A 25,357-nucleotide genomic window follows, 5' to 3' on the forward strand; every position below is an offset into this window, starting at 1 on the left:
GCGGCCCAACAACCACGAGCTGCCCGACCACGTCCACGAGCTGCTCAACGTCGACCACGACGACCCGTACGTCCGCTACGGCGAAGTCGGGCTGCCCACCCGCATCGAGAACCCGGGCCACCCGAGTCCGGACGCGGTGGAGATGGGCGGGCACCCGCTGGACGAGGCGCTGCCGCGGGGGACCGGCAAGGACCTCACCTTCGCCGACGTGGACTTCGTGCCGCTGCTCGGGGGCAAGGACGGCGAGGTGATCGGCGTCGGCTTCCCGCGCTCCGACGCCGAAGCCGAGACCATGCGCGGCGCCTTCGAAGCGGGTGCCGGGGGCCGGGCGGCGCAGCTGTACGGCACGCCCGCCGACGGCAAGAACTACTTCGTGGTGCCGCACTTCAAGGACGGCCGCTTCACGGTCCGGGACCGCGAGGGCGTGCTGCACCGCCTCGACCACGAGCAGATGAGCAAGCTGCTGCTCAGCGCCGGCCGTCCCGGTCCACAATGGACGCAGAGTACGAACCTGCTGTGGCTGAGCTGCAACCTCGGCTCACCGGAGCACTCCGGCGTCGGCCAGGGGCTGCACTCGCTGCTGTCCGGCGAGGTCGGGGAGCAGTACGCGCCCAGCGGCAAACCGGAGCTGCTGGAGAGCGGCGGCATCAACCTGCGCGGCAGCGCGCAGATCACCCGTCTCGGGGACGCGGACGACGCGCACCTGCCGACCCACGACGACGCGGGCACCACCCCGGGCCGCGGCCTGGCGATGGGCGAGGAGGGGCCGCCGCGCACCGGCGTCGACGAGCACGTCACCGCGCAGGGCCCCGGCGGGCGCAGCGCGGCGCACGACCCGGCCGCGGTCGACGGCATCGTGTCCGCGCTGAACGACGCGCGCGCGGAGCACGCCGGGACCGCCGACGAGCCCGCGCCGCTGCTGGGCGAGGACCTGTTCGGCCTGCTGAGCCCGGAGTCGACCCCGGAGTTCTTGCGGGGCTTGGACATTCCGAACCTGGAGGCCGACAAGCTGTCGTCCCTGTTCGACGCGATGGACCTGGCGCACGACGCGCCGACGAGCAGGCTCACGTCGGACGGCCTGGCGAGCCGTCCGGACCAGGTGATCACCTCGCGGCCGTCCGCCGAAGCGCGGGACGGCTGGGCGCCGCGCACGGACCACCCGCTGCCGGCGACGCTGGAGCTGCCGAAGCTGCTGCACAGCATCTGGATGGGCAGTCCGGTGCAGGCGGCGACGCGTTCGGCCGAGGTGTTCGAGAACTTCGGTTCGGCGGCGGCGCGCTACGACGGGACTTCGGTGCTGTGGACGGATGTTCCGCGCGCCGACTTCGACGCGGCGCGGGCGAGCGAGCCGCCGGCGGACGGTTCGCCGGATCCGCACGCGGGCACCCGCGAGATGTTGGACTGGGCGCGGGACAACGGCGTCAAGCTGGTCAACATCAACGAGTTCTTCCACGAGGACAACCCGATGGTCCTCGACCCGTACTTCCGGGAAGGCACGCAGCGGCTCACCGGTGAAGGCTGGGCCACCGGCAGCGACATCGGCCGCATCGAGATCCTGCGCGCGCTGGGTGGTTTCTACAGCGACGGCGACAACCACGTGCACGACCTGCCGCGCGCCGAGCGGGAACTGCTCGACACGCCGCAGTCGTGGGCCCGGCTCTCCGACCAGACCGAGAAGGTCGACAACGCCGCCTACGGGATGCCGCGGAACCACCCCGTGGCCGACGTGCTGCTCGACTCCATGCGGGAAGCGCTCGGCGAGGAGCAGTCCAGGCTCAACGCGGACCTGGGCGGCGAGCTGACCACGCAAGCCTTCGGCGAGAACATGCACCACGTGCGCCGCAACTCGGTGATGAAGCGCACCGGCCCGGACCTGCTCCTGCGCGCCACCGGGAAGCTCGGGTACGCCAGCCTGCACGACCTGCCCCGGATCGGAGCCGTCGCCGTGAAGTCGGCGGGCAGCTGGATGCGCGACGGCGCGAGCACCACGGCGCAGGCGGACGGCCCCGCGCGGCTCGACGGCCCGGAAGCCGCGGTCGACCTCGCCAAGCGCGCCGTGCAGACCCTGGTGCGGAACCTGAACAACCGCGACGGCGACCTGCGCCTCACCCGGCTGACCCCGCTGCTGAGCAGGCACCGCGACCCGGAGCTGGTCCTGGCGAGCGCCCTGCGGTTCATCGCCGACCGGCCGGAGCTGGCGCAGCAGGTGCGCTCGATCACCACGACCAGCTGGAACCGCCCGCCGCCCGCCGCGCGGCCGGACTCGCCGAACACGGCGAGCGCCCTCGACCGCGGAACGATCTCCGAGGTGCAGGTTCCGGAGGCCGTGCGCCACCGGTTCGTGGTCTCGCAGACGGGCTGGCAGCAGCGGCTCGGCGAGTTCATCCGCCCCGCGGTGCCGCGCGACGGTGCGTCCGGCGAGGTCACCTCGGCCGAGTCCCACTGGGCGGACCCGGCGCAGGCCGCGGAACGGGCGCGCGACCTGTACGGCTTCGACCGGCCGGGGCGGCGGGAGGCCGACCTCGTCACGGCGGTGGACCGGCTCGCCGAACGGGCACCGTTCGGCTCCCGCCCCGGGGTGGACGCGCTGCTGGGGCTGGCCGACGAGATGGGCATCCCCGAGGGCCCCCGCCAGGACAGGCTCCGCGCGCTGGTCGAATTCGCGGACGAGCACCCGAACGCGCTGTTCTCCCGCCAGGACTTCGTGGCCGCCCACGCGTTCGAGCGGCAGCAGGCCACGCAGTGGGACCAGGACGCGTTCCCCGACGTGCAGTGGGAGCGGCGCGACGACGGCGCCGACGCGTCCCGCCGGGACGAGGACTCCGACTCCGAGGACGACGGCCTGTTCCAGGCGCCGCCGCCGCGGAAGGACGAGGCGGGTGGGGCGTCTCGTCGGGACGAGGATTCGGATTCCGATTCGGATGACGGCCTGTTCCAGGCGCGTCCCGGGCGCAGCGTGGTCATGGGCGGCGACGACGTCGCCGCGCCGCCGCAGGGCGAGCGCGCCGAGCTGGCCTCCGCGCTGAACGACACCGTCGAACAGGTCCGGCGGCACCTCGACGCGCTGCCCGCCGACGCGGCGCCGCGACTGCGCGAACGCGCCGAGCTGTGGATCGACGCCGCGCGCGGGGGCACCTTCGCCGCCGCCGACGCGGCCCAGCTGCGGTCCCGGCTGGACGAGGCGTCCGCGCTGCTGCACAACGCCCGCACCCAGCGCGTCACCCACCTGACCCAGCAGTTCGAGCAGGCCCGCGCGACCGCCCGCGACGGCGGATCCCCCGTCGAGTTCCACCTGTTCGGCGTCGAGGGCGGCCAGTCCGCCCGCCCCGACGCGCAGGTCGGCTTCGAGGTCGAGGTGCGGTTGCCCGGTGCCGACCCCGACCGCAGGGCCGGTGAGCTCGGCGCCTCGCTGCTGGAGCAGGGCGTGCTGCACGACTCCCGCGTGGGCGGCAAGACCGACACCTTCGAAGCGCACGCCGCGGACAAGTGGGCGATGGTCGAGGAGCCCGACCTGGACCACGGCGTCGAGCTGGTGTCGCCGATCATCCGCACCGGCGAGGACGGCATGCCGTGGGCGGACCTGCAGGACATGCTGGAGACCGTCCGGGACCACGACGGCGAAGCCGGCGCGGGCACCGGCGGGCACATCAACGTCAGCTTCCGCGACCAGGTGCTCACCCCGTCCGAGTACGTGCGGCTGGCGCAGCTCACCAAGGTCTTCGAGTCCACGCTGTACCGGCTCGGGAACCACCCCGGCGACGTGGGGCAGCGCAACACCTTCCAGGTCGGGCCGAACCCGCTGCCGATCGATCCGCGCGCCGACCTCGGCTACGCCGACGTCCGCCGCCTCAACCAGGAGCGCGAGGAAGCGGTCAGCTACCGCAACGTGGACGGCGGCCCCGGCGACCGGGTCGAGTTCCGGTTCTGGGCGGGCAGCACCGATCCGGCGCTCTGGCAGGTGCGCACCGAGCTGAGCCTGTCGATGCTGGCCGCGGCGAAGGACCCGTCGATCCACGCCCGGCTGGACGAGCTGATGGCGGAACCGCAGCTGCTCGGCCGCGGCTCGGCGGAACTGCCGGACCTGCTGAACCTGCTGGAACTGCTGCCGATGAGCGAGGCAGCGCAGCAGCAGGCGGTGCAGCTGTTCGCCGCGACCGAACCGTGGCACGACACCGGCACCAACGACGTCCGGGTGCGTGCCCAGACCATCGGCACGCCCCACGGCGGGCTCCGATTCCCGACGCCCGGCACCTCGATCGCCGACGCCGTCTCCACCGCGCGGCGCACCACCGTCCCCGACGGCGCGGACCTGGTCGTCGCCGAGCAGGCGCCGGGCGGCGCCGGGGTGAAGCTGTGGGACGGCGGAGCCCTGCCGCCGAAGGAGTTCGGCGACCTCGTCGAGAGCAGGCTCCGGCGGCTCGGCGGTGGCGGCCCCTCGGTGTTCGCGCTCGCCGCGGGCGGCGGCAAGGGCGGCTGGCTGCCGCAGCTGGTGAACCGGATCGACGTCCCGGTGCTCACCACCGACGCGACCGTGGTGCAGGGGCCGGACGGCGGGCTGCGGGCCGTGGACCAGTTCGTCGGCCAGGACGGCGCGCTGCGGCACCGCCCGGCCGCCGACGGCTGGGTGCTGCACGAGAAGGGCGGGACCACCCGGCCCACCGGGCACGCCGACCTCGACGCGGCCGTCGCCTCGGTCACGGCGGACGGCTCCCGGCGCCCGGACGGTGCGGCGGACGGTGCGACCGCGTCCGCGCGGGAGGACGGTGCCCCCGCGCGCGACGGGGAGCGCGCCCTCGTCATGGGCGACGACGACGTGGTGATGCCGGACCTCGGCGCGCCGCACGTCGACGAGCGCGCCCAGCTGGCCGAGCGGCTGCAAGGCGCCGTTCCGCAGCTGCAGCGCCACCTCGCCGTGCTCTCGCCGGACGCGCTGCCGAACGGGGTGCTCCCGCAGCTGCGGGAGCGGGCCGCCGCCTGGGCGCAGGGCTTGGACTCCCTGCCGGTCTCCCAGGTCGACCTGAACCGGCTGCGCGAGCGGGTCGGCCAGGCCGAGCAGCTGCTGCAGAACATCCGCGGCGTGCGGGCCCGCGGCCTGGCCCAGCAGCTCCAGCAGGCGCAGGCGGTCGCGCAGTCCGGGGTCTCGCCGGTCCAGTTCCACCCGGAGGGCATCAGCGGCGGCGCCTCCGCGCGGCCGGACCTGCGGGTCGGGCTGGAGGTCGAGTTCCAGCTCCACGGCGAGAACTTCGACGCCCGCGTCGCCGCCCTCGGCGACACCCTGCACCGCCAGGGCATGCTCGCCACACCGTCCATGGTGGACAAGGGCGAGACCGGAATCCCGAACAGCGTTGGCAAGTGGGCGCTGGCCGAAGAACCGTCGGACGAGCAGGCCGTCGAACTGGTGTCGCCGATCCTGCGCCCCGGCGAGCAGGGCAGCACCGCCTGGACCGAGCTCGGTGGGCTGCTCGACACCGTCAACCAGGCGCAGGGCGACGCCGGCCGCACCGGCGGGCACGTGAACCTGAGCTTCGACCGGCCGATGACGCCCGCCGAGTACCACCGGCTCGCACAGCTGATGAAGGCGCACGAGGCGGTGCTGTACCGGCTCGGCAACCACCCCGGCGGCGGCGCGCACCGCGAGACCCACGAGGTCGGCCCGAACCCGCTGCCGGCTCGCCCGAGCGCGAGCCTCACCTTCGCCGACGTCCAGGAGCTCAACTGGGGCCGCGAGGATGCGATCAACTTCCTGCACGTGGAGGACACGCCGCAGGACCGCGTGGAGTTCCGCCTCTGGTCCGGCAGCACCGACCCGGCGTACTGGCAGGTCCGCACCGAGCTGAGCGCCGCGATGCTGGCCGCCGCCCAGGACCCGTCGATCCAGCCGCGGCTGGACCGGCTGATGGCCGACCCGCAGCTGCTGGGCCGCGGGTCCGCGGAGCTGCCGGACCTGCTGAACCTGCTGGAAATGCTGCCGATGAGCGAGGAATCGCAGCGGCAGGCGGTGCAGCTGTTCGCCGCGACCGAGCCGTGGCGCAACACCGGCACCAACGACGCGGTCCTCCGCTCCGAGTCGATCAGCCTCGGCGGCGGCGGGATGTACTTCCCCGGCCCGCACACGCCGACGCCGGACGCCGTCTCCGGTGCCCGCGCCGTCGTGCTGCCGCACGGGGCGGGCCTGGTCGTGGCCGACCTGACGCCGGACGGCTCGCACGTCGCGCTGTGGGGCGGCGGCACCACCACTCCCGAAGCCTTCGTGGAGGGCATCGCCACCCGCCGCGGCATCGGCATGGAGCAGCCCGTCGTGTTCGCCGCGTCCGGTGCCGGGCACTCCCCGGTGCTGGCCGCGCTGGTCGAGGAGTCCGCGCACCCGGTGCTGGCCACCGAGAGCGGTGTGGTCCGCACGCCGGACGGCGGCCTGCACGCGGGCCGGATGGTGCCCGGTCCGGACGGCACGCTGACCTTCCAGCCCGACCCCGCCGGGTGGACGGTGCACCACCGCGGCAGGGAATCCTGGTCCACCGGCGAGTCCGAGATGACCTCGGCCGTCGACGTGCTCTACAACGACGGCCGCTACGACCCGAACGCGGACTCCGACGCCGAGTCCGGCATGGAGATGGGCGGCGACCGCGCCGAGGGCCCCGCGGCCGGTCGCGGCAAGGACCTCACCTTCGCCGACGTGGACTTCGTACCGCTGCCCGCGGGCAAGGACGGCGAGGCGATCGGCGTCGGCTTCCCGCGCAGCGACGCGGAAGCCGAGATCATGCGGCACGCCTTCGAGGCCGGTGCGGGGGAGAACGCGGCCCGGCTCTACGGCGTGCCCACCGACGGCGACAACTACGTGGTGGCCCCGCACTTCAGCGACGGCCGCTTCACCGTCCGGGACAAGAGCGGCGAACTGCACCGCCTGGACCAGGACCAGATGAGCAGGCTGCTGCTCAGCGCGGGCCGCCCCGGGCCGGAGTGGACACCGAGCACGAACCTGCTGTGGCTGAGCTGCCGCCTCGGCGACGCCGACGGCTCGGTCGGCGCCGGGCTGCACTCGCTGCTGTCCGGCCAGGTCGGCGAGCAGTACGTCCCGCACGGCAGGCCGGAGATCTTCGAGGGCGGCCGCACGCGGCTGCTCGGCTCGCAGGACGTCTCCCGCCTCGGCGACCCGGACAGCGCCCACACCCCCGGCGACCAGGACGCCACCGGCGGCACCACCCCGGACGGCGAGCGCAGCGTCCGGATGCTCGACGACGCCCGAGGCAGGCTCGACCCGCTGGTGGATCTGGTCGCCGACGTCCGGCGGAACCTGAACGCGCTGCCGCCGGAGGCGATGCCCGAGGCGCGGCAGCAGGTCACCGGGTGGACGAACTCGCTGGAATCGCTCAACGCCCTGTCCGACTCGGCGCTGCGCGCTTTCGAGAGCTCCGCGCGCGAACTGGCCGCGCAGGTCCGCGACGCGCGCGTCCGGAACATCGGCGAGATCTTCCGCGGCGCCGAGCAGGCCCGCGCCGACGGCGCCCGCGAACCGGTCTTCCACCGCGACGGCGTGCCGGGCGGCGCGAGCTCCCGGCCCGGGGTCAAGGTCGGGCTGGAAGTCGAGTTCAAGTTCCTCGGCACCGACAACGACGGCGCCACCGCGAAGGTCACCGGACTCGGCGCCCGGTTGCAGGACGCGGGGCACTCCGAGTGGCATCCCGTCGTCGCGGAGCCCGCCCGCGAAGCGCGGCCGGAACCGATGAGCCCGGACTCCGACAGCGACTCGTCGCGCTGGTCCTCCAGCGACAGCGAGGAGCTGGAGTCCAACGTGCTGGAGGTGCTGCCCGACCCGAAGGCGGAGATCGTCGGGGACCTGCACGCCCGCGGCAAGTGGGCGCTGGTGCAGGAGACCGCCCACGACTACGGCGCCGAGCTCGTCTCGCCGATCCTGCGGCAAGACCGGCAGCCGGAGATGTGGGCCCAGCTCGATTCGATCCTGCGCGACGTCGAAGCGGTCGACGGCAACGCCGACAGCACCGGCGGCCACGTCAACCTGAGCTTCGACGAGCCGCTGACGCCCCGCGAGCACGTGCGGCTCGCGCAGCTGGCCAAGAGCTTCGAAGCCGTGCTGTACCGCCTGGGCAACTACCCCGGCGGCGGACAGCGCGCGATGCACATGGTCGGCCCGAACCCGATCCCCGCGGACCCGGCGAAGGTCACCACCCCCGAGCACGTCCGGGCGTTGAGCCGGGACCGCTACGACGCGATTAACTTCAAGCATGTCGAGGGCGGTCCGGCCGACCGGGTGGAGTTCCGGTTCTGGTCGGGCAGCACGAAGGCGAGCGTGTGGCAGGCGCACGTGGAGCTCAGCGCGGCGATGCTGGCGGCGGCGAAGGACCCGTCGATCCAGCCGCGGCTCGACGCGTTGCAGAACACCCCCAAGCTCGTCGGCCGGGACACCGGTGCCGCGCTGCCGGACCTGGTGGAGTTCCTGGAACTGCTGCCGATGAGCCCGGAGTCGCAGCGGCAGGCCGTCGAGCTGTTCGCGCTCAACGACGCCTGGCGCCACACCGGCGCGAACGACGCCCACCAGCGGATCGTCACCGTCAGCGCCCCGGACGGCGGGCTGATGTTCCCGACCCCGCGGCACTCCGTCGAGGCCGCGGTCCGGGCCGCCCGGGACCAGCAGCCCTATCCCGACGTCGACCTGGTGCTGGGCGAGCTCGATCCGCACGGCCGGGGGCTGATGCTGTGGAACGGCCAGTTCCTCTCCGGGCCGCAGCTGATCGAGACGATCGCCTCGCGCCACTTCGGTGCCCGGCACGGCATCGTGCTGGCCATCTCGGGCGTGGACCAGGCACCGTGGTTCCGGGACCTCTTCGAGCCGGAGAACTTCCAGGACGAGGCGGTGCTGACCGCCGAGAACGTGCTGCGGCTGCCCGACGGCAGGCTCGTCGCGGGCGTGTTCAGGCAGGGCCCGGACGGCCGGGTGCTGGTGGCGCCGGACCCGCGGGGCTGGGTCATGCACGGCGACTACATCGGCGACTCGATGACCCCGCCGGACCAGACGGGCCGCGCGGACCTCGGCGAAGCCATCCAGGTGATGCAGGCCAAGCTGGGCCTCGACCAGCCGCAGGACGGGCCGGGCCACGCCGCCGAACAGCCCTCCGGTGGCGACCGCGGCCTCGTCATGGGCGACGACCCGGCACCGGCGCTGCCCGCCGAGATCGCGCCGCTGGTGGACCAGGCCCGGCGCACCCTCGGTTCGCTGCAGCGCAACCTCGACGCGGCCCCGGTCGGCGAAGCGCGGTTCGACCAGGCCAGGGAGCGGCTCGCGACCTGGCAGCAGGCGCTGCGCAGCGACGACCTGCCGCGCGCCACCCCGGACGAGCTGCGCGCCTTCGACCTGGACGCCCGCATCCTGCTGGGCGAGGTCCGCGCCGACCGCGCCGCGCGGCTGGAACGGCTGCACGAGGAGGCGAAGGCCCGCGCCGAGGAGGGCGGCGCCCCGATCGTCTTCCACGAGGGCGGCGTTCCCGGCGGCGTGACCAGCCGGCCCGGCGTCAAGCTCGGCTTCGAGGTGGAGTTCAGCCTCCCCGAAGCCGGGTTCGAGAACTCCGTCCGCGAGCTGTTCACCGACCTCAAGGACGGCGGCCACACCCAGCAGGACGGCGCCGGGTTCCCGCTGCCCCAGCAGGGCGGCGACATCGTCAAGCGGGCCAACGACGCCCACGGCTGGGCGATGGCCGACGAGGCGTCCTTCCCCGCCGGCGTCGAGCTGATCTCGCCGATCCTGCGCCCCGGCGACGACGCGGCCGTCTGGCCCGGGCTCGCCGACGTGCTCGGGATGGTCCGGGATCACGGCGGCAGCGCTCGTGGCACCGGCGGGCACGTCAACCTGAGCTTCGCCGAGCAGCTCACCCCGCAGCAGTACGTGCGGCTGGCGCAGCTGACCAAGGGCTTCGAATCGGTGCTGTTCCGCCTCGGCAACCACACCGACGGCAGCGGCGACCGCAGCCTCGACTACGTGGGCCCGAACCCGCTGCCGGTCGACCCGGCCACGGTGTCCGGGGTCGGCGACCTGCGCGCGCTCAACCAGGGCGCGCAGCGGCAGGCGAAGTACGACGCCGTCAACTTCCGCAACATCGAGGGCTCGGCGAGCGACCGCGTGGAGATGCGGTTCTGGGCGGGCAGCCTCGACGAAGCCGAGTGGCAGGTGCGCGCCGAGCTCACCGCCGCGATGGTCGCCGCCGCGCAGGACCCGACGATCCACGCCCGCCTCGACGAGCTGATGTCCAGGCCCGCGCTGCTCAACCACGGCAAGGCCGACCTGGCGCAGCTGCAGGAACTGCTGGAGCTGCTGCCGCTGAGCCCCGAGTCCGAGGCGCAGGCCGTCCAGCTGTTCGCCCGCACCGAGCCCTGGACCCTGGACGGGTCGAACGACAGCTACGACCGCGCGCAGAGCATCACGCTGCCCGGCGGCGGGCTGTACTTCCCGAACCCGCGCAACTCGCTCACCTCCGCGATCGAGGTGGCGCGGCGGCTGCCGAACCTGCCGGACACCGACCTGGTGCTCGCCACCCTCGTCCCGGACGACCCGGACATGGTGCAGCTGTGGGACGGCGAACCGGTGGACGGCACCGGGTTCGCGTCCTCGCTGAAGGAACGCGGCATCGGCGGCGAGAACGCGATCGTGCTGGGCATCTCCGGGGTGCTGCAGTCCGACCCGGACGTGACGCACGACGGCCCCGACCCGTTCGCCGAGGACCTGGAGTCCGACTGGGTCAGCGACCTCGTCGTGGACAACACCGTCTACGCGGCCTCGAAGGTGGCGCTGACGCCCGACGGCAGGCTGCTCGCGGTCCGCGAGGTCGTCCGCGGCCAGGACGGCACTGTCCGCTTCGAGCCGGACCCGCGCGGCTGGGTCGTGCTGGAGGAAGGCCACTCCTACGCCACCGGCGAATCCGACCTGGCGACGGCGCTGGAGACCGAGCGGGACGCCGAGGGCGAGCTCGACTCCGAGTTCGCGTCGAACCGCGACGAGGACTCCGACGTCGACATGTCCGACGACGCGTCCGAGGGCTCGCGCGGCGACGAGGACGCCGACGGCGAGACCGACCCCGACTTCGCCTCCGACCGGGACGCCGACTCCGACGTCGACATGGACGACGTCTCGGACGGTTCCCGCTCCGACGAGGACGCCGAAGGCGAGATCGACTGGGACCACTACCAGCAGCACGCGGCCGGCGACCCGGGCCAGAGCACGGCGCGTCCCGCCCCGGCCCCGCAGGGCGACCTGTTCGACGGCGGCTTCTCCGACTCGTTCGGCGAGCAGTTCTGGGAGCAGTTCGCCCAGGACGACCCGTTCGGGACGAACTGGGGCGAGTTCGGCGACTTCGGGTCGCTGCCGCCGGCGGACGACGTCAACGCCTGGCTGCCCGGCCTCGACGCCCTGGTCGACGACGCGCGCGCCGAGCCCGTCAGCCGCTGGTCGACGCTGCTGGAGTCCGCCGGCGACGGCGCGCTCCCGCCGGAGGCCGTCCGCGAGCTGCACGGCGACACCGCCCGCACCCTGGCCGCCGAACTGCTGGAGGTGGCCGCCGGGAAGCGCGAACCGTTCGAGATCCACGTCGTCTCGCACAGCGTCGACGAGAACCCGGCCACCAACGCGCGGCGCAGCAACGAGGTCGTCTCCCGGCTCACCGCCGCCCTGGAAGCGGAGCTGGCGGCCGCCCAGCCGGACGTGCCCGCCGAGCAGCGGCGCGCGCTGCACGACCTGAACGTCCCGCTCGTGGTCGAGCGCGAGTACTCGCTGCTGGACTCGGCGGGGGTGACGACCGCGCCGGTCACCGACTACGCGAAGCCGTGGAAGGCCGACTCCGAACCGTCCGTCGAGGACCCGGCCTGGCGGCGCGCCGAGGTCACCCGCGCCGGCTGGTTCGACCCGCACTGGGGCAGGTTCGAGCCCTCCGACTGGGAACACCTGCGGCGGCCCATCCCGGACGGCACGGTGCGCACCGAGGACGCCATCGGCACCATGGCGGCGACGGTCGCACCGCGGGACGCGGCCCCGGACCGCGCCGCGTTCGCGTTCGGCCCGAACACGGTGACCACGCAGATCACCTACGACTTCCAGCGCATCGAGGTCCGGCCCGGCCGGTTCGTGCAGGAGCTCACCTACCGTCCGTACCTGGACACCGACTCGTTCCTCGCCCCGGCCCGCGAAGCCGCGAACCGCGACCGGGAGCTGCTGGAGGCGAAGCAGGAGGTCCTCAAGAGCGACCGGCTGATGGTCGAGATCCACGAGGCGGCGAGCCAGCCGGAGGAGGCCGCGTCCGCCCGGGCCACCGCGGACTTCACCCAGCTGGAGGTCGACGGGTTGCAGCGGAAGGCGGACGCGTCCGCCGCCGAGCTCGCCCGCCAGGAAGCGCGCGTCGAAGCGCTCAAGGACCGGGTCCGCGCCCAGGTCACCGAGAACCCGTTGCAGGGCCGCCGGATGGCCGTGTCCGGTGACCAGTTCCACGCTCGCATCGAGTTCGCCACCGATCCCGCTGCCGCGCACCAGGTGGTGCGGGTCGGCGAGAAGGTCCGGGCGAACCAGTTGCTCTGGGACGTCGACATGACGGGCAAGATCGGCGAGCACGAGTGGTTCCACTCCTACGGCCTGCCCGACGAGTACGCCGACCGGAACGGCTACGACCGGGGGACCAGGGACTTCGGCGGCGAGCAGATCCGGGAGTACCAGGTCCGGCTGCACCTGGACGAGGCCCACCTCGCCGAACACCGCACCAAGATCGCGGAAGAGGCGGAGAAGAAGGCCGACGGCGCGGAGTTCACCGCCGACGCCGACGAGTTCAACGCGGCAACGATGCCCGCGGCGCGCGACGAGCACGGTGCTCCGATGTACGACGCCGCCGCGCTGCAGCGCCAGGCCGAGAGCTCCCGGGAGAACGCGCAGCGGCTGCGCGCCGAAGCCGACCGCGCGCGGCAGCGGGTGGGCGAGGTCGCCCAGGACCTCGCCGAGCTCAAGGAACGCGCCACCCGGGGCGTCCGCGAGCTGTTCGACCCGAGCCGGATGCACCCGAAGGCGCGCTACGGCGTCGAGGTCTCCTTCGTCGACGAGCCGTTCTACGCGCACAAGAAGCTGAAGGTCAGCGACGCCGCCGACGTCGCCACCACGGACACCGAGCACTGGGGCAGCTCCGACGACGCCGCGGCCGCCGCCGAGCACGTCGCCGCGCACCTCGGGCTCACCCCGGACTTCGTGTCCGCGCTGCGCTCCGGCGACGCCGCCGAGCTGCGGCAGCTCCCGCGCGACGAGCGGCGCGTCGTCAACCGCGCCGACCCGCCGCTGCCCATCGACACCGCCACCGGGGAACGGCACCCGCGCCGCAACGCCTACATCGACGACGGCGGCCTGATGGGCCAGCAGGTCGGCGACCTGCTGCCCCGCCACCTGTGGCGCATCGAGCAGATCGCGCGGGCGTCCGGCATGCGCCCCGACGTGGTGCAGCCCGGCCCGGAGCGCGTCGCGCGGCGCCTCGAATTCCTGCTCGGCAGGCCCGAGGTGCAGCCGGACCTGGTGCTGGGCGAGCTGCGCGACCTGGTCGGCAACCAGGCGGGCATCGACGCGGTGCGGGAGCGGTTCGGCCGGGACGGCGAGCCCTCGTTGGACGAGCGGATCAAGTCGGCGCTGCCCGAGGCCGACGCGAACCGCGCCGAGCGCTACCTGAGCGGCCACTCGCAGGAGGTCCTCGACTTCGAGGACTTCCTCGCCGCGGAACCGCTGCCGGAGCTGGACCTCGACGGCCTCGGCGACCTCGACCTGTTCGGAAACCTGGACGGGACCGGCACCGGAGCGGGCGGGGTGTTCGATCCGTTCACCACCGATCCGCTCGGCACCGATCCGTTCACCACCGGGAACGTCGGGGACGGGACCACCGCGAATCCGGAGCTGTTCGCCGCGCTCGACGTCAACGCGATCGACGTGAGCGCGCTCGACTTCGGGAACCTCGGCGACTTCGACGTGAACGCGCTGGGCGACCTGGCGAACCCGGTGGACCCGGTGGACCCGGTCGACTGGGGCGCCTTGGGCGATCCCGCGACCTGGGGTGATCCCGCGACCTGGGGCGACCTCGGGAACCTGGACGGCACCGGACTCGCGAACCCGGCCACCGACGGCGCCGGGAACCCGCCCCAGGGCGACCAGATGCCGGGCCTGGACTTCACCGCCGCCTCGCACGGCACCTTCGCCGCGGGCGACCCGTTCGCCGCGCTCGGCGACCTGCCGCCCGCGGACCCCGAGCTGCTGCGGATGCTCGGCGACCACGGCGACGTGGAGATGACCGACGCCCGGACCGACGCGCCGCAGCGCGAGCCCGCCGAGGGCACCGGGCAGGACCGGCAGCCGTCCGCCCCGTCCACGGCCCCGCCGCCGGACCCGCGGTTCGACCCGCGCCTGCTCGAATCCGGAACCGAGCGCTCCGGCATCTCGCCGGACCTGCGCGCCCGGCTGGACGCCGCGCCGGTGCAGCAGCGCGGCCGGATCCGCGAGCTGCCCGACACCGACGTGGTGGAGCGCTCCGCGTTCGAGGTGCGCCGCGCGGTGTCCTCCGACGGCGTGCTGGTCAGCGAGGCCACCGTGCGCATCCGGCAGCGGAGCTCGCTGCCGCGCACCGCGGCCGACGCGGACTGGGCGCGGATGGTGCACGACGTGGACCGGCGGTTCAACCGGCCGAACCTGGTGCTGCCCAACGGCGACGTGCTCCGGGTGCGGGTGCTGCGCGCCGGCCCCGGCGAGGAACCGCACCACTCGGTGACGCTGGACGCCGCGGGCCGCGGCGACCAGACCTCCTGGCGGTTCGGCGACCCGAACCGGTTGCGCGCCATCGGTTCCATGCTGGGCCTGCCCGTCGAACCGGACACCGCAGGCAGTCTGATGGGCGTCCCGGACGAGGCCGGCAACGCGGTCCTGCGCACCCGGCACGCCGAGGTGCTCGGCCAGCACATCGGTGAGGTCCCCGCGCACTCGCCGGAGTTCCAGGAGCCGCGCCTCGCCGAGAGCCGGGGCCCGGCCGCGCGGCTGCGCGCCGCCGCCGACCTGATGCGCAGGCACCTGAGCACCAGCGCGCACCGCTTCACCGGCGACCAGCTGGAGCGGTTCGCCCAGGTCGTGCGCGCCGCCGACGCGCCGTCGCTGAGCGGGGTCCCGCTGCACGGGCTGCGCGCCGCCGCCGACCGGGCCGAGCAGGCCGTGCAGCAGATCCGCCGGGTCGCCGCCGACGAGCTGCGCGGCGGCTACGAGCGGGCGCGGCTCGACGCCGACGACGGCCGCAACCCGATCACCTTCCACGTGGACGGCGTGCCCGGCGGCGCCAGCTCGCGGCCGGACGTCCGGCTCGGCCTGGAGCTGGAGGTGCAGTACGACCGCACCGTGCAGGGCCTGCGGGAGGCGGGCGACGCCACCACCTACCTGCGGCAGGTCGGCGACCCGGACCCGGTGTTCGAGGAGCAGCTGTCCGGCCTCGCCCACGAACTGCGCGAAACCGGTTTCCTGCCCGAGGAACCGGTCGAGGGCACGCTGCTCGCGCCGCAGGACGAGCGGGTCGCCGAGGCGCGAGACGCGGGCAAGTGGTCCCTGGTCGAAGAGGGCGCGCACATCCAGGGCTTCGAGCTGGTCTCGCCGATCCTGCGCCCGGGCGCGGAACCCGGCACCTGGCACGACATCGCCGAGCTGACCGGGCTGCTGCGGGCCCACGAGGGTTCCGCGGCGAACACCGGCGGGCACGTCAACGTCAGCTTCACCGAACAGCTCACCCCGACCGAACACGTCCGGCTGGCCCGCATCCAGAAGGGCTTCGAGTCGGTCCTCTACCACCTCGGCAACCACCCGGGCGGCCTGAAGCAGCGGCTGCTGACGATGGTGGGCCCCGGCCCGCTGCCCGCGGACCCGTCCCGGGTGCCCACCGCCACCGAGGTCACCGGGCTCAACCGCACCAGGGACGAGGGGCTCAGCTTCCGGCACATCACCGGCGGCGACTCGGACCGGCTCGAATTCCGGTTCTGGGCGGGCACCCTCGACGCGGGCGAGACCCAGGCGCACGCCGAACTCAGCGCCGCCATGATGCTCGCCGCGAAGGACCCGAGCATCGATCGCGCGCTGGACGCGCTGATGACCGAGCCGAAGCTGCTCGGCCGCGCGCCCGCCGGGCTGCCCGAGCTCGCCGACCTGCTGGCGCTGCTGCCGCTGAGCCCGGCGGCCCGGGAGCAGGCGGTGCAGCTGTTCGCGGTCACCCGCGAGTGGGAGAACACCGGCACCAACGACCTCGACCACCGGACGCAGGCGGTCGGGCTCCCGCACGGCGGCCTGCTCTACCCGGCGCCGGGCACCTCGGTGCGCAGCGCGGTCGGGCAGGCCCGCAACCTCTCCGCGCTGTACTCCTCGGTGGACGTGCTGTCCGCGGCGGTGCGCCCCGACGAGCGGATCGCGCTGTGGGACGGCGGCGTGCTGGAGCCGGCGGACTTCATCGACTCGGCGAGCGAACGCAACTTCGGGCAGGTCGTGCCCGGCGTGCTCGCGGTCTCCGGGGGCAGCCGGCTGGGCTGGCTGCCGGACCTGGTGGCCGCCACCGACGAGGGCATCATCGCCACCGCCGCGCAGGTGTTCCACACCCCGGACGGCAGGCTCGTCGCCGGACACGCGGTCGTCGGCGCCGACGGGACCGTGCGCGTCCAGCGCGACCCGCAGGGCTGGACGAAGCACGGCGAGGACGGCGCGGAGCACAGCGGCCTGGCCGACCTGGGGGAGGCGCTCGCCGAGTTCGGCCACGACGGCGACCGCGCCGGGCAGCCGGTGGAAGGCCGGATCACCGAGCCGCTGCCGGAGACCGCGCGCGGCTCGCGCCGCCGCCCGGCCGCGAGCCCGGACGACATGGACGTGGACTCGCCGAGCTACGAGTCGGCACCCAACCCGGGCTGGGCCGGCGACGCCCCGACGCCGGGCGCGGACTCCCTGCCGGACACCGCCTCCCTGCCGGACACCGCCTCCCTGCCGGACACCGAACCGTGGGGCGGCTCGCCCGCGCCGACCCCGGGCGCGGCGATGGACCTCGACCCGGACCAGCCGGTGAACTCCATCGAGTCCGACCCGCCCGAGGAGATGGTGGAGTGGGCCGGTCACTTCGACGACGCCGACCCGGCCCTGCTGCCGCGGGACGCCGCGGTGAAGCTGCGCGACGAGTCCGCGCGCTCGCTGGCCACCGAACTGCTGGAGGTCGCGCGCGGCGAGCGCGAGCCCTTCGAGATCCGGGTGCACGGCGGGTACACCGACGCGCACGGGCCCGAGGTGAGCGCGCAGCGCACCCAGCAGGTGCTGGACGGCCTGCACCGGTCGCTGGAAGCGCACCTGGACGCGCTGCAACCGGAACGGCCCGTCGCCGAGCTGACCGCCGCGCTGGAGGCGGTCCGCGTCGCCCGCGAATCGGCGCTGCCGCTGCACGACCTCGCGGATGCCGTCGGCCCGGTCCGCGACGAGCTGCCGCAGGGCGAGGCCCGCGCCGCGCTGGACGCCCTCGGCGCCGCGGTGCGCGACACCACGCAGCAGGCCGCCGGAGCGCGGGACCGCCTCGGCGCCGCGCTGCAGCGGGCGGAGACCGCGCTCGCCGCCGAGGTCCGCGCCGCCCAGCGGCACACCCTCGCCAGCCTCGGCGTGCGCATCGGCGCCAAGAACGCGGCGGACGACGAGAACGCGGTGTTCATCACCAGCATCGAGACCGAGGCGCACGGGAAGTACTGGCCGGACGGCGTCGAACCGCCCACCACCTCCTCGGAGTGGCGGCACACCAAGGCGCGGCACGCCTCCTGGTTCGACCCGCTGTGGAACAAGCTGGAACCGGCGGACTGGGAGCACCTGCGGCGGCCCATCCCGGACGCGACGGTGAACTCCGAAGCGCTCGACCTGCAGCTGAGCAGCACCGTCCACAAGCCGGACCCGAGCGACGTCGGCCCGGACCTGCCGAGCGACGCCATCCCGACCCTGGCGTTCGACGGGCAGTGGCTGACCGGCGACATCGCCTACGACGTGCAGCGCATCGAGGTCGAGCCGGGCCGGTTCGTGGAGGAGCGCACCTTCAAGGCGTACCTGGACGTGGCGAGCCTCGCCGATCTCCGGGCGGACGCCCGACGGCGCTCGCGGCTCGCCGACCGCGAGCAGCAGCGCGCGCTCGACCTGGACAACGCCGCCACGTTGCTGGAGATCGGCGGCTCCGCGCACGACCCGGAGGTCCGCTCGGCGCGGGCGAAGGCCGACGCCGCCCGGAAGCGGGCGGACCTGCAGCGCGCCAAGGCCGACGACGCCGCCCGCGCGCTCGCCGCCGAGGAGCAGCGCGTCGAGGGCCTCAAGGAACGCTCGCTGCAGCAGGTCGAAGAGATCCACAACACCGGGTTCCGGCTCCCCGTCGGCGACCAGTTCCACGGCAGGCTCGTGTTCCCCGAGGACCCGGCGCAGGCCCACCGCACCGTGGCGGTGTCCGGCAAGACCGACATGGACCAGACGAACTGGAACATCGACGACGACGGCAGCGGCGTCGCGCACGAGGTCGGCCACTTCTGGGGCCTGCCCGACGAGTACCGGGTGCGGGCCAAGTTCGACCGCAGCGGCACCCGCGAGTTCCGCGGCAAGAAGCTGCCGGTCTACACCGTCAAGGTCCACCTGGACACCGGTCCGCTGCTCGCCCGGCACCAGGACCGCGCGCACAGCTTCCGCCGCGAGGCCGATGAGGCCGCGGAGATCGCCGAGCTCGACCGGGTCGAGGCCGACGAGCTCGAAGCGCACCTGATGGACGACGACTCCGAGACCCCGCCGCCGGAGGTGGTGGAGGCCCGCGACCAGGCCGAGCAGTCCCGCGACATCGCCGACGTGCGCCGCCGGGAGGCCGAGGAGGCCGAGGAGAAGCTGGCCGAGGCCCGCGCCGAGCTCGACGAGTTCCAGGAGAAGGCGGTCAAGGGCGTCGAGACCGAGTTCCACCCGAGCCGGATGCACCGCGAAGCGCGGTACTTCGTGGACCTGCAGTTCGTCGACGACCCGCGCGAGGCGCACCTGAGCCGGGAGATGCACCCGAAGCGCAAGGGCGACCCGGACCCCGACCTGTGGGAGATCAGCGACAAGCCGGAGCTGGTCAACACGCGGATCGGCGCGCAACTGGGCCTTCCGCTGAAATACCTGCACGCGCTGCGCAGCGGCAAGACCGGCACGCTGCGCGCGCTGCCGAAGGACGATCGGCGGATCTTCAACGTCGACGACCAGAAGCTGCCGATCGACCCGGCGACCGGCGAGCCGCACCGGCCGTTCAACTCGTACGTCGACGACGACGGGCTGATGACCGGCAGGCAGCGGGTGTTCCTGCCGCGCAACGCCTGGCGGATCGAGCAGGTCGGTCACGACCTGGGCGTGCGGCCCGACGTGCTCCAGCCCGGCCCGGTGCGGCTGGCGCAGCAGGCCGAGCGGCTGCTGTCGCAGAGCGAGGCCGAGCACCAGAAGCCCCGCCCGCTGCCGAAGGGCCTCACCGTCGCGCCCGCGGAGCGCTACCGGCCGACCCGGCAGATGGCGCTGCTGGAGGAGTTCGCCGAGCTCGCCCGCAACCCGGAGGGGCTGGACGCGGTCCGCGCCGAGTTCCACCGCGCCACCGGGCAGGACCTGGACCAGGTGATCCACCGCGAACTCGGCCCGGACGCGCTGGACCAGGTGCGGGCGCTCGTCGACGGGTCCGACGACACCGCGATGTCCGACGGGGGCTCGGAGACCGAGCTCAACACCGAACCCGAATCCGGGGACGAGTCCGACGGCGGGAGCACCGGCAGCCGCCCGTCCGGCGCCGAGCGCGGCGACCACGTCATCACCATCCCGGACGACCTCCGCCCCGACGACGGCCCGCGCTACCCGATGCCGGACCTGACGGCCGCGCCGGAGACCGAGCCGCTGCTGGAGCGGACCCACCAGGTCCAGGAACTGTTGCCGCGCAACGTGGTCCGCGCCGAACAGCTCGACGGCACCGCGCTCCGCGCCGACGTGCGCTCGGCCATGCTGCAGGTCGCGGTGCCGCCGGAACGCGCCGACCAGGTGCTGCACGGCCTGTCCGACACCGAGCTCAAGAACGGTTTCACCGCGCTGCACGGCGAAGGGCTCGTCGTGTCCTCCGGCATCGGCGACGACGCCGTCGAAATCCTCGTGCGCGCCCGGCTCGACGACGACAGCACCGGGGGAGAGCCGGCCCCGCCGACCACCGCCCCCGCGAAGAAGGGCAAGGAGAACAAGCTCGACAACGCCTCCGGCGGCTTCGGCAAGGTCAAGAATTCCTCGGACTCGCCGTCGATCCGCGACGACGGCTACGCCCACCGCGGCAGCATTCCGCTGCCGTGGCTGCCCGGGACGTCGATGCAGACGGCGCTGAGCCTGAAGGGCCTCACCCCGCAGCGCAGCTGGAGCAGCACCGACAGCTCCGAGTTCCAGCACGGCTCCAACGTGGAACCGGGCGGCAAGCGGACCCGCAGCCTGCACGACATGGCGCACACCGCCACCGTGCTGCGCAACGGCCACGCCGCGGTGCGGGTCAGCGGCTCGACGCCGGGCGCGGTCACGGTCAGCACCCCGAACTCGCTGCACGGCCTGCGGCCCACCGAGGACGCCGACGGCACCGCCGACTTCGGCGCCCCGCGCCCCGGCGACTCCACCCGCCTGCGCGGCGACCGCGCGCTGTTCGAGCAGGCCCGCGAGCTGGTGCACCGGCACCCGGACTGGGCGGGCAAGGCCGACGAGATCGGTTCCGCGCTGCGCGGCACCCTGCGCGGGCTGGTCAGCAGCACCTCGCTGAGCCGTCGCGGCGTGGACCTGCTCTCCGGCGGCACCCTCGTCGAGCAGCTGCGGACCGTCGGCGCCGACGGCCGCGACCGCACCGCCACCGTGGAGCTCAAGGCCCGCCGCGGGGCGAACCGCGAGCACGTCACCGACGGCGGCCTCGACGGCAAGATCGCCACCAAGTCCGGGCGCAAGGACGGCCACGCCGCCGAGCGCACCGTCGAGCAGCCGGTGGACCTCGGCGGCCGCGTCCGGCTCACCCAGAACGTCTGGGGCGACGACGCGGGCAACAGCATCGACGTGCGCGGCGCGGTGCAGGGCAAGCTCACCTCGCACGAGGAGCACGGCGTCACCCGCAACGACGACCTGCGCACCGAGCTGGCCTGGGAGCGCAAGGGCGCGCTGCACGTCGGGACCGCCGACCTCACCTACGACCTGCGGATCCGCTTCGACGACGGCGTCGTCGAGGACGGTTCGGTGGACGTGCCCGCCGGTGCCACCGCCTGGCGCGGGGAGAGCCCGGACGGCACCGCGCCCGAGTTCATCGGCGGCGACCCGTTCCCGCCGCAGCACGTCCTCGGCGCCGCCGAGACCCGCTACCCGAACGTCGAAGGCGTCGCCGCCGCGCTGCGCGAGATGCTGCCCGAGGGCGTGCTGCCGCCCGAGGACTCGGCGGGCACCGCCGAAGCGCACGCCACCGAGAACGCCGCCGTGCTCGCCGACGCCGTGTCGGAGAGCGGGTTCAGCAGCCGGTCCGCCGCGCTCAACGGGTCCGGCACGTCCTTCGTGCTCACCCGCGCCCGGCACGCGGTCTCCGGCGCCCCGGACGACCTGGTGGGCGTGCTGGTGGAGACGGTGCCGCGCGCCGACACCGGCTACGGCACCTTCCAGCGCTCGCCGCTGAGCTCGCCGACGACGCCGGACGCCCCGGGCTCGCCGACGACCGTGCCCGGCGCCGGCCTCGGTGGCGAGCTCACCGGCAGCACCGGTGTGCAGCACGAGACCGCCGCCAAGTCCGGCCGCACCCTCGGCGCCGGCGGTGGCCTGCGCGGGCGGGCGCCGTCGCTCGGCCGGTTCGGCGGGCTCGACCTCAACCTGCAGCGCAACGACAAGTCGGACACCGAGCGGGCCACCCTCACCACCGCGAGCGGGCTGGGCCGCGGGCGGGGCTGGAAGTCCGGCGACGTCGTCGCGCACCCCGAGCTCATCGACTACCGGATCACCGTGCACGGCGCGGAAGGCGTGCTCGCCGAGCGGATCGTCGAGGGCGGCCGGGCCACCACCTACGCGGGCGGGCTGCTCGACCCGGCCGCGCGCACCGGCGAGCCCGCCGCCCGGTACCAGCGGGTCGAGCACGACGCGCCGCGCAGGCCGGAGGGCTGGGAGCCCGCCGAGCTGCCCGAGAACTTCGTGCTGCACGGCCTCCAGCTGCCCGAGATCGACGGGTACCGGATCACCGAGGACGTGTTCGGCGGCTTCGGCGACAACAAGGTCATCGCCGCGCACCAGGCGCACTCCTTCGTCTCGCCGGAGGAGGTCGCGGTCAACTTCGACGCCGTGGTCACCGGCGCCTACGAGGGTTCGGTGCACCGCTACGAGCAGGGCGCGCTGCGGCCCACCGAGCAGCGCATCGGCGACCTCAAGCTGCACCTCGCGCTCAGCAACGCGCGGCCGAACGGCCCGGTGCAGCAGGTCGAGCTGACCTTCACCCGCAAGGTCACCGGTAGCACCGGGCACGGCACCGAGACCTTCACCGGCGGCGGCTGGACCGGCCGCGCCCGCATCGGCAACCCCGGCTCCGGCGCCTCCTCGTCCGCGACGCCGGTGCTCAGCGCGGGCGAGGCGGAATCCGGTTCGCACGGGCGGTCCGAGGCCCAGGAGTTCGAGCGCACCACCACGACCACCTACAAGGGCCCGGCCCAGCTGGTCGAGTACGACACCACCGCACTGCTCAGCGGCGGCGATCCGGACCGGCCGGACGCGGCCGTGCACCTCGAAGCGCACCGCACGGGCTCGGCGCAGCTCTGGGTGCCCGTCGCGGACCTCGCCAGGTACGGCCTCGGCCCCGAACCGGAACCGGCAGGCGGCGCCGTGCACGCCCCGCCCGGCATCGACGCCGACGGCCACACCACCGCCACGGTCCGCCCCGAGGTCACCGCGCACCTGCTCAGCGGGATCAAGGACGTGCTCGCCGCGGTGCCGCAGCAGGACGTGCCGCGCAGCGCGATGCGGCGGTTCGGCGACTACCTCACCTCGCTGGCCCTCGGCGACGCCGAACGCCTCGCCGGACAGGACGTGTACCGGCAGAGCGCCCGCGACGTCGCCCCGAGCGGCCTGCAGGCGCTGCTGTCCGACCTGCGCGGACCCGGCAAGCACTGGACCGCCTCCGTCCCCGGCCCGCTCGGCACCGTCGACGTCTCGTTGACGCTGAAGGGCGAGCAGGGCCCCGGGAGGTTCGACGGCGTCGAATCCGGGTGGAGCGAGAAGCACGAGACGAAGACGACCTCCTCGACCACCGAGACCGGCAAGACCGGGCACCAGCGCAAGGCCCAGCCGATGGTGCTGCTGCGCGGCGGCGGCGAGGAGCAGCACCGCCGCGGCGCGCTGCTCGGCCAGGCCGGGCTGACCTCGAAGTCCAGCGACAAGCACGTCGAGACGCACAGCAGCGACAACACCCGCACCTACTCGGCCAAGAGCGACTTCGCGACCTTCGGGCACGACCTGGACCTGCGGCTGGAGGTGCGCAAGACCGCGCACGCCAACCGCACTCCGAACACCCTCACCGGCGGCCTCGCGGACTGGGGCGCCCCGGCGAGCACCGGCGAGACCCTGGTGCTGCCGACGCTGCGCGACGCGGTCCGCACCCGCGTCCCGGTCGGCGAGCTCGGGTTCGGCGAGCACCAGCCGGGGCGGATCGACGAGCTCCCCGAGGTCAGCCACGTCGTCGCGAACTCCGACGACGTGCACCGGGTCGTGCGGGACGTGCTGGACGGAACCCCGGGCGCCGATCCGGACGCGGCCCCGCCGGTGCCGGAACGCGCCACCTGGACCCGGCACGGCCTGCTCACCGGGACCACCACCAGCGCGCTGTCCGCGCACCTGCCCGCGGCGATGCGCGCGGACGGCTACCGCATCGGCGGTCTCGACCACGACGGCCACGCCGCCGAGAACACCCCGCACCCGCTGGAATCGGTGCTGCTCACCGCGGAGCTGGACGACGCGCACGTGGTGCCGACCGGGGACGACGCCGGGCTCACCACGAAGGACTCGCGGACCACCGCGATCAAGGAGCAGCACAAGGAAGGCCCGGGCGTCGGCTTCACCGGCCGCGTCGGGCTGGACTCGCTGGCCGACCCGCGGCAGGCCGTGGACGCGTCCGGGGCGAACTACCGGCAGTCGCCGCAGGTCTCGCTGCCCGGCCCGAGCTACTCGTGGCAGCGCACCTCGGCCGCCGACGGCAAGTTCAAGGACGCCCAGTCCGAGCAGCGCTCCGCGGGCGAGACCTACCTGGTCAACGCGATGGCGAACTGGACCCTCACGCCGCGGTACCGGGCGGGCGCGCCCGAGGGCTGGGGCGAGCCGCGGCACGCCCGCGACCGGGTCTACGTGCACACCGACCGCGCCGGGCTGCTCATGATGGGCCTGACCCCGCCGGAGCCGATCGCGGTCCCGGAGATCCGGGAGCCCGCCGACCAGGCCGCGACCAGCGAGGACGGCGCTGCCGGGCAGCGCACCCCGGACCCCGGCCCGACCCCGGAGCCCGCGCCGACCCCGGACGCGATCCCCACGCCGGCCCCGATGCCGTCCCCGCTGTCGGAACGGGACGCCGCACCGGCCGAGCCCGCTGAGCCGCGGACCGCGCTGGACGACTTCCTGTTCCCGGCGGAGCCCGAACCGGTGACCGAGACCCGCCCGGAGTCCGATGTGGACGAATCGGGCCGGGGCGGGGGCGCCGCGCGCGACGAGTCCGAAGTGGACTCCGAAACCTCGGCCGACTCCGACGCCGAGTCGCGGGCCGACTCCGACTCCGACGCCGAGTCGCGGGCTGACTCCGACTCCGACACCGAGTCGCGGGCTGACTCCGACTCCGACACCGAGTCGCGGGCTGACTCCGACTCCGACACCGAGTCCGACGCGGGCACCGACATCACCGAACCCGATGAGGGCCTCGATCCGCGGGGCAAGGTGCACGAGCAGGCGCAGCAGGCGCAGGACGCGCTGGGCAAGATGACCGAGCGGGCCTTCGAGGAGCTGTTCGTCGAGGCCCGCGGGATCGTGCAGCCGCTGCACCAGGTCCCGGTCGTGCTGGACTCCCCGAAGCCCGCCGAGGCGCGGATGCGCGCGCTGATGGACGACGTCACCACCGTCGTCGCCCGCGAGCTGCACGAGAAGGGCCCGGAGGCGGCGACCGCGCTGGCCCGCGAGCTCGCCGACGAGCTCGGCACCCACCGCACCGAGGGCCTGATCGGTGGCGGCCGGTTCGGCGCGGGCCCGCTGGAGGCGATGCCCTCCGCGATTCCCGAGCACGCCGAGGCCGGGCCCTCC

At 74.3% G+C, this 25,357-nt stretch carries 1 protein-coding gene (cut by both window edges); it reads left to right on the plus strand.

The whole window is internal to a WXG100-like domain-containing protein gene (locus H1226_RS03670; RefSeq protein WP_258346236.1) on the plus strand: the coding sequence, 52,230 nt in all, runs 12,614 nt past the left edge and 14,259 nt past the right edge, and what appears here is coding positions 12,615-37,971 — codons 4,205 (partial) to 12,657 (complete); the first codon wholly inside the window starts at position 2. Both codon boundaries (start and stop) fall beyond the window edges.

The sequence above is a fragment of the Saccharopolyspora gregorii genome (genome assembly GCF_024734405.1).
GTDB lineage: Bacteria > Actinomycetota > Actinomycetes > Mycobacteriales > Pseudonocardiaceae > Saccharopolyspora_C > Saccharopolyspora_C gregorii.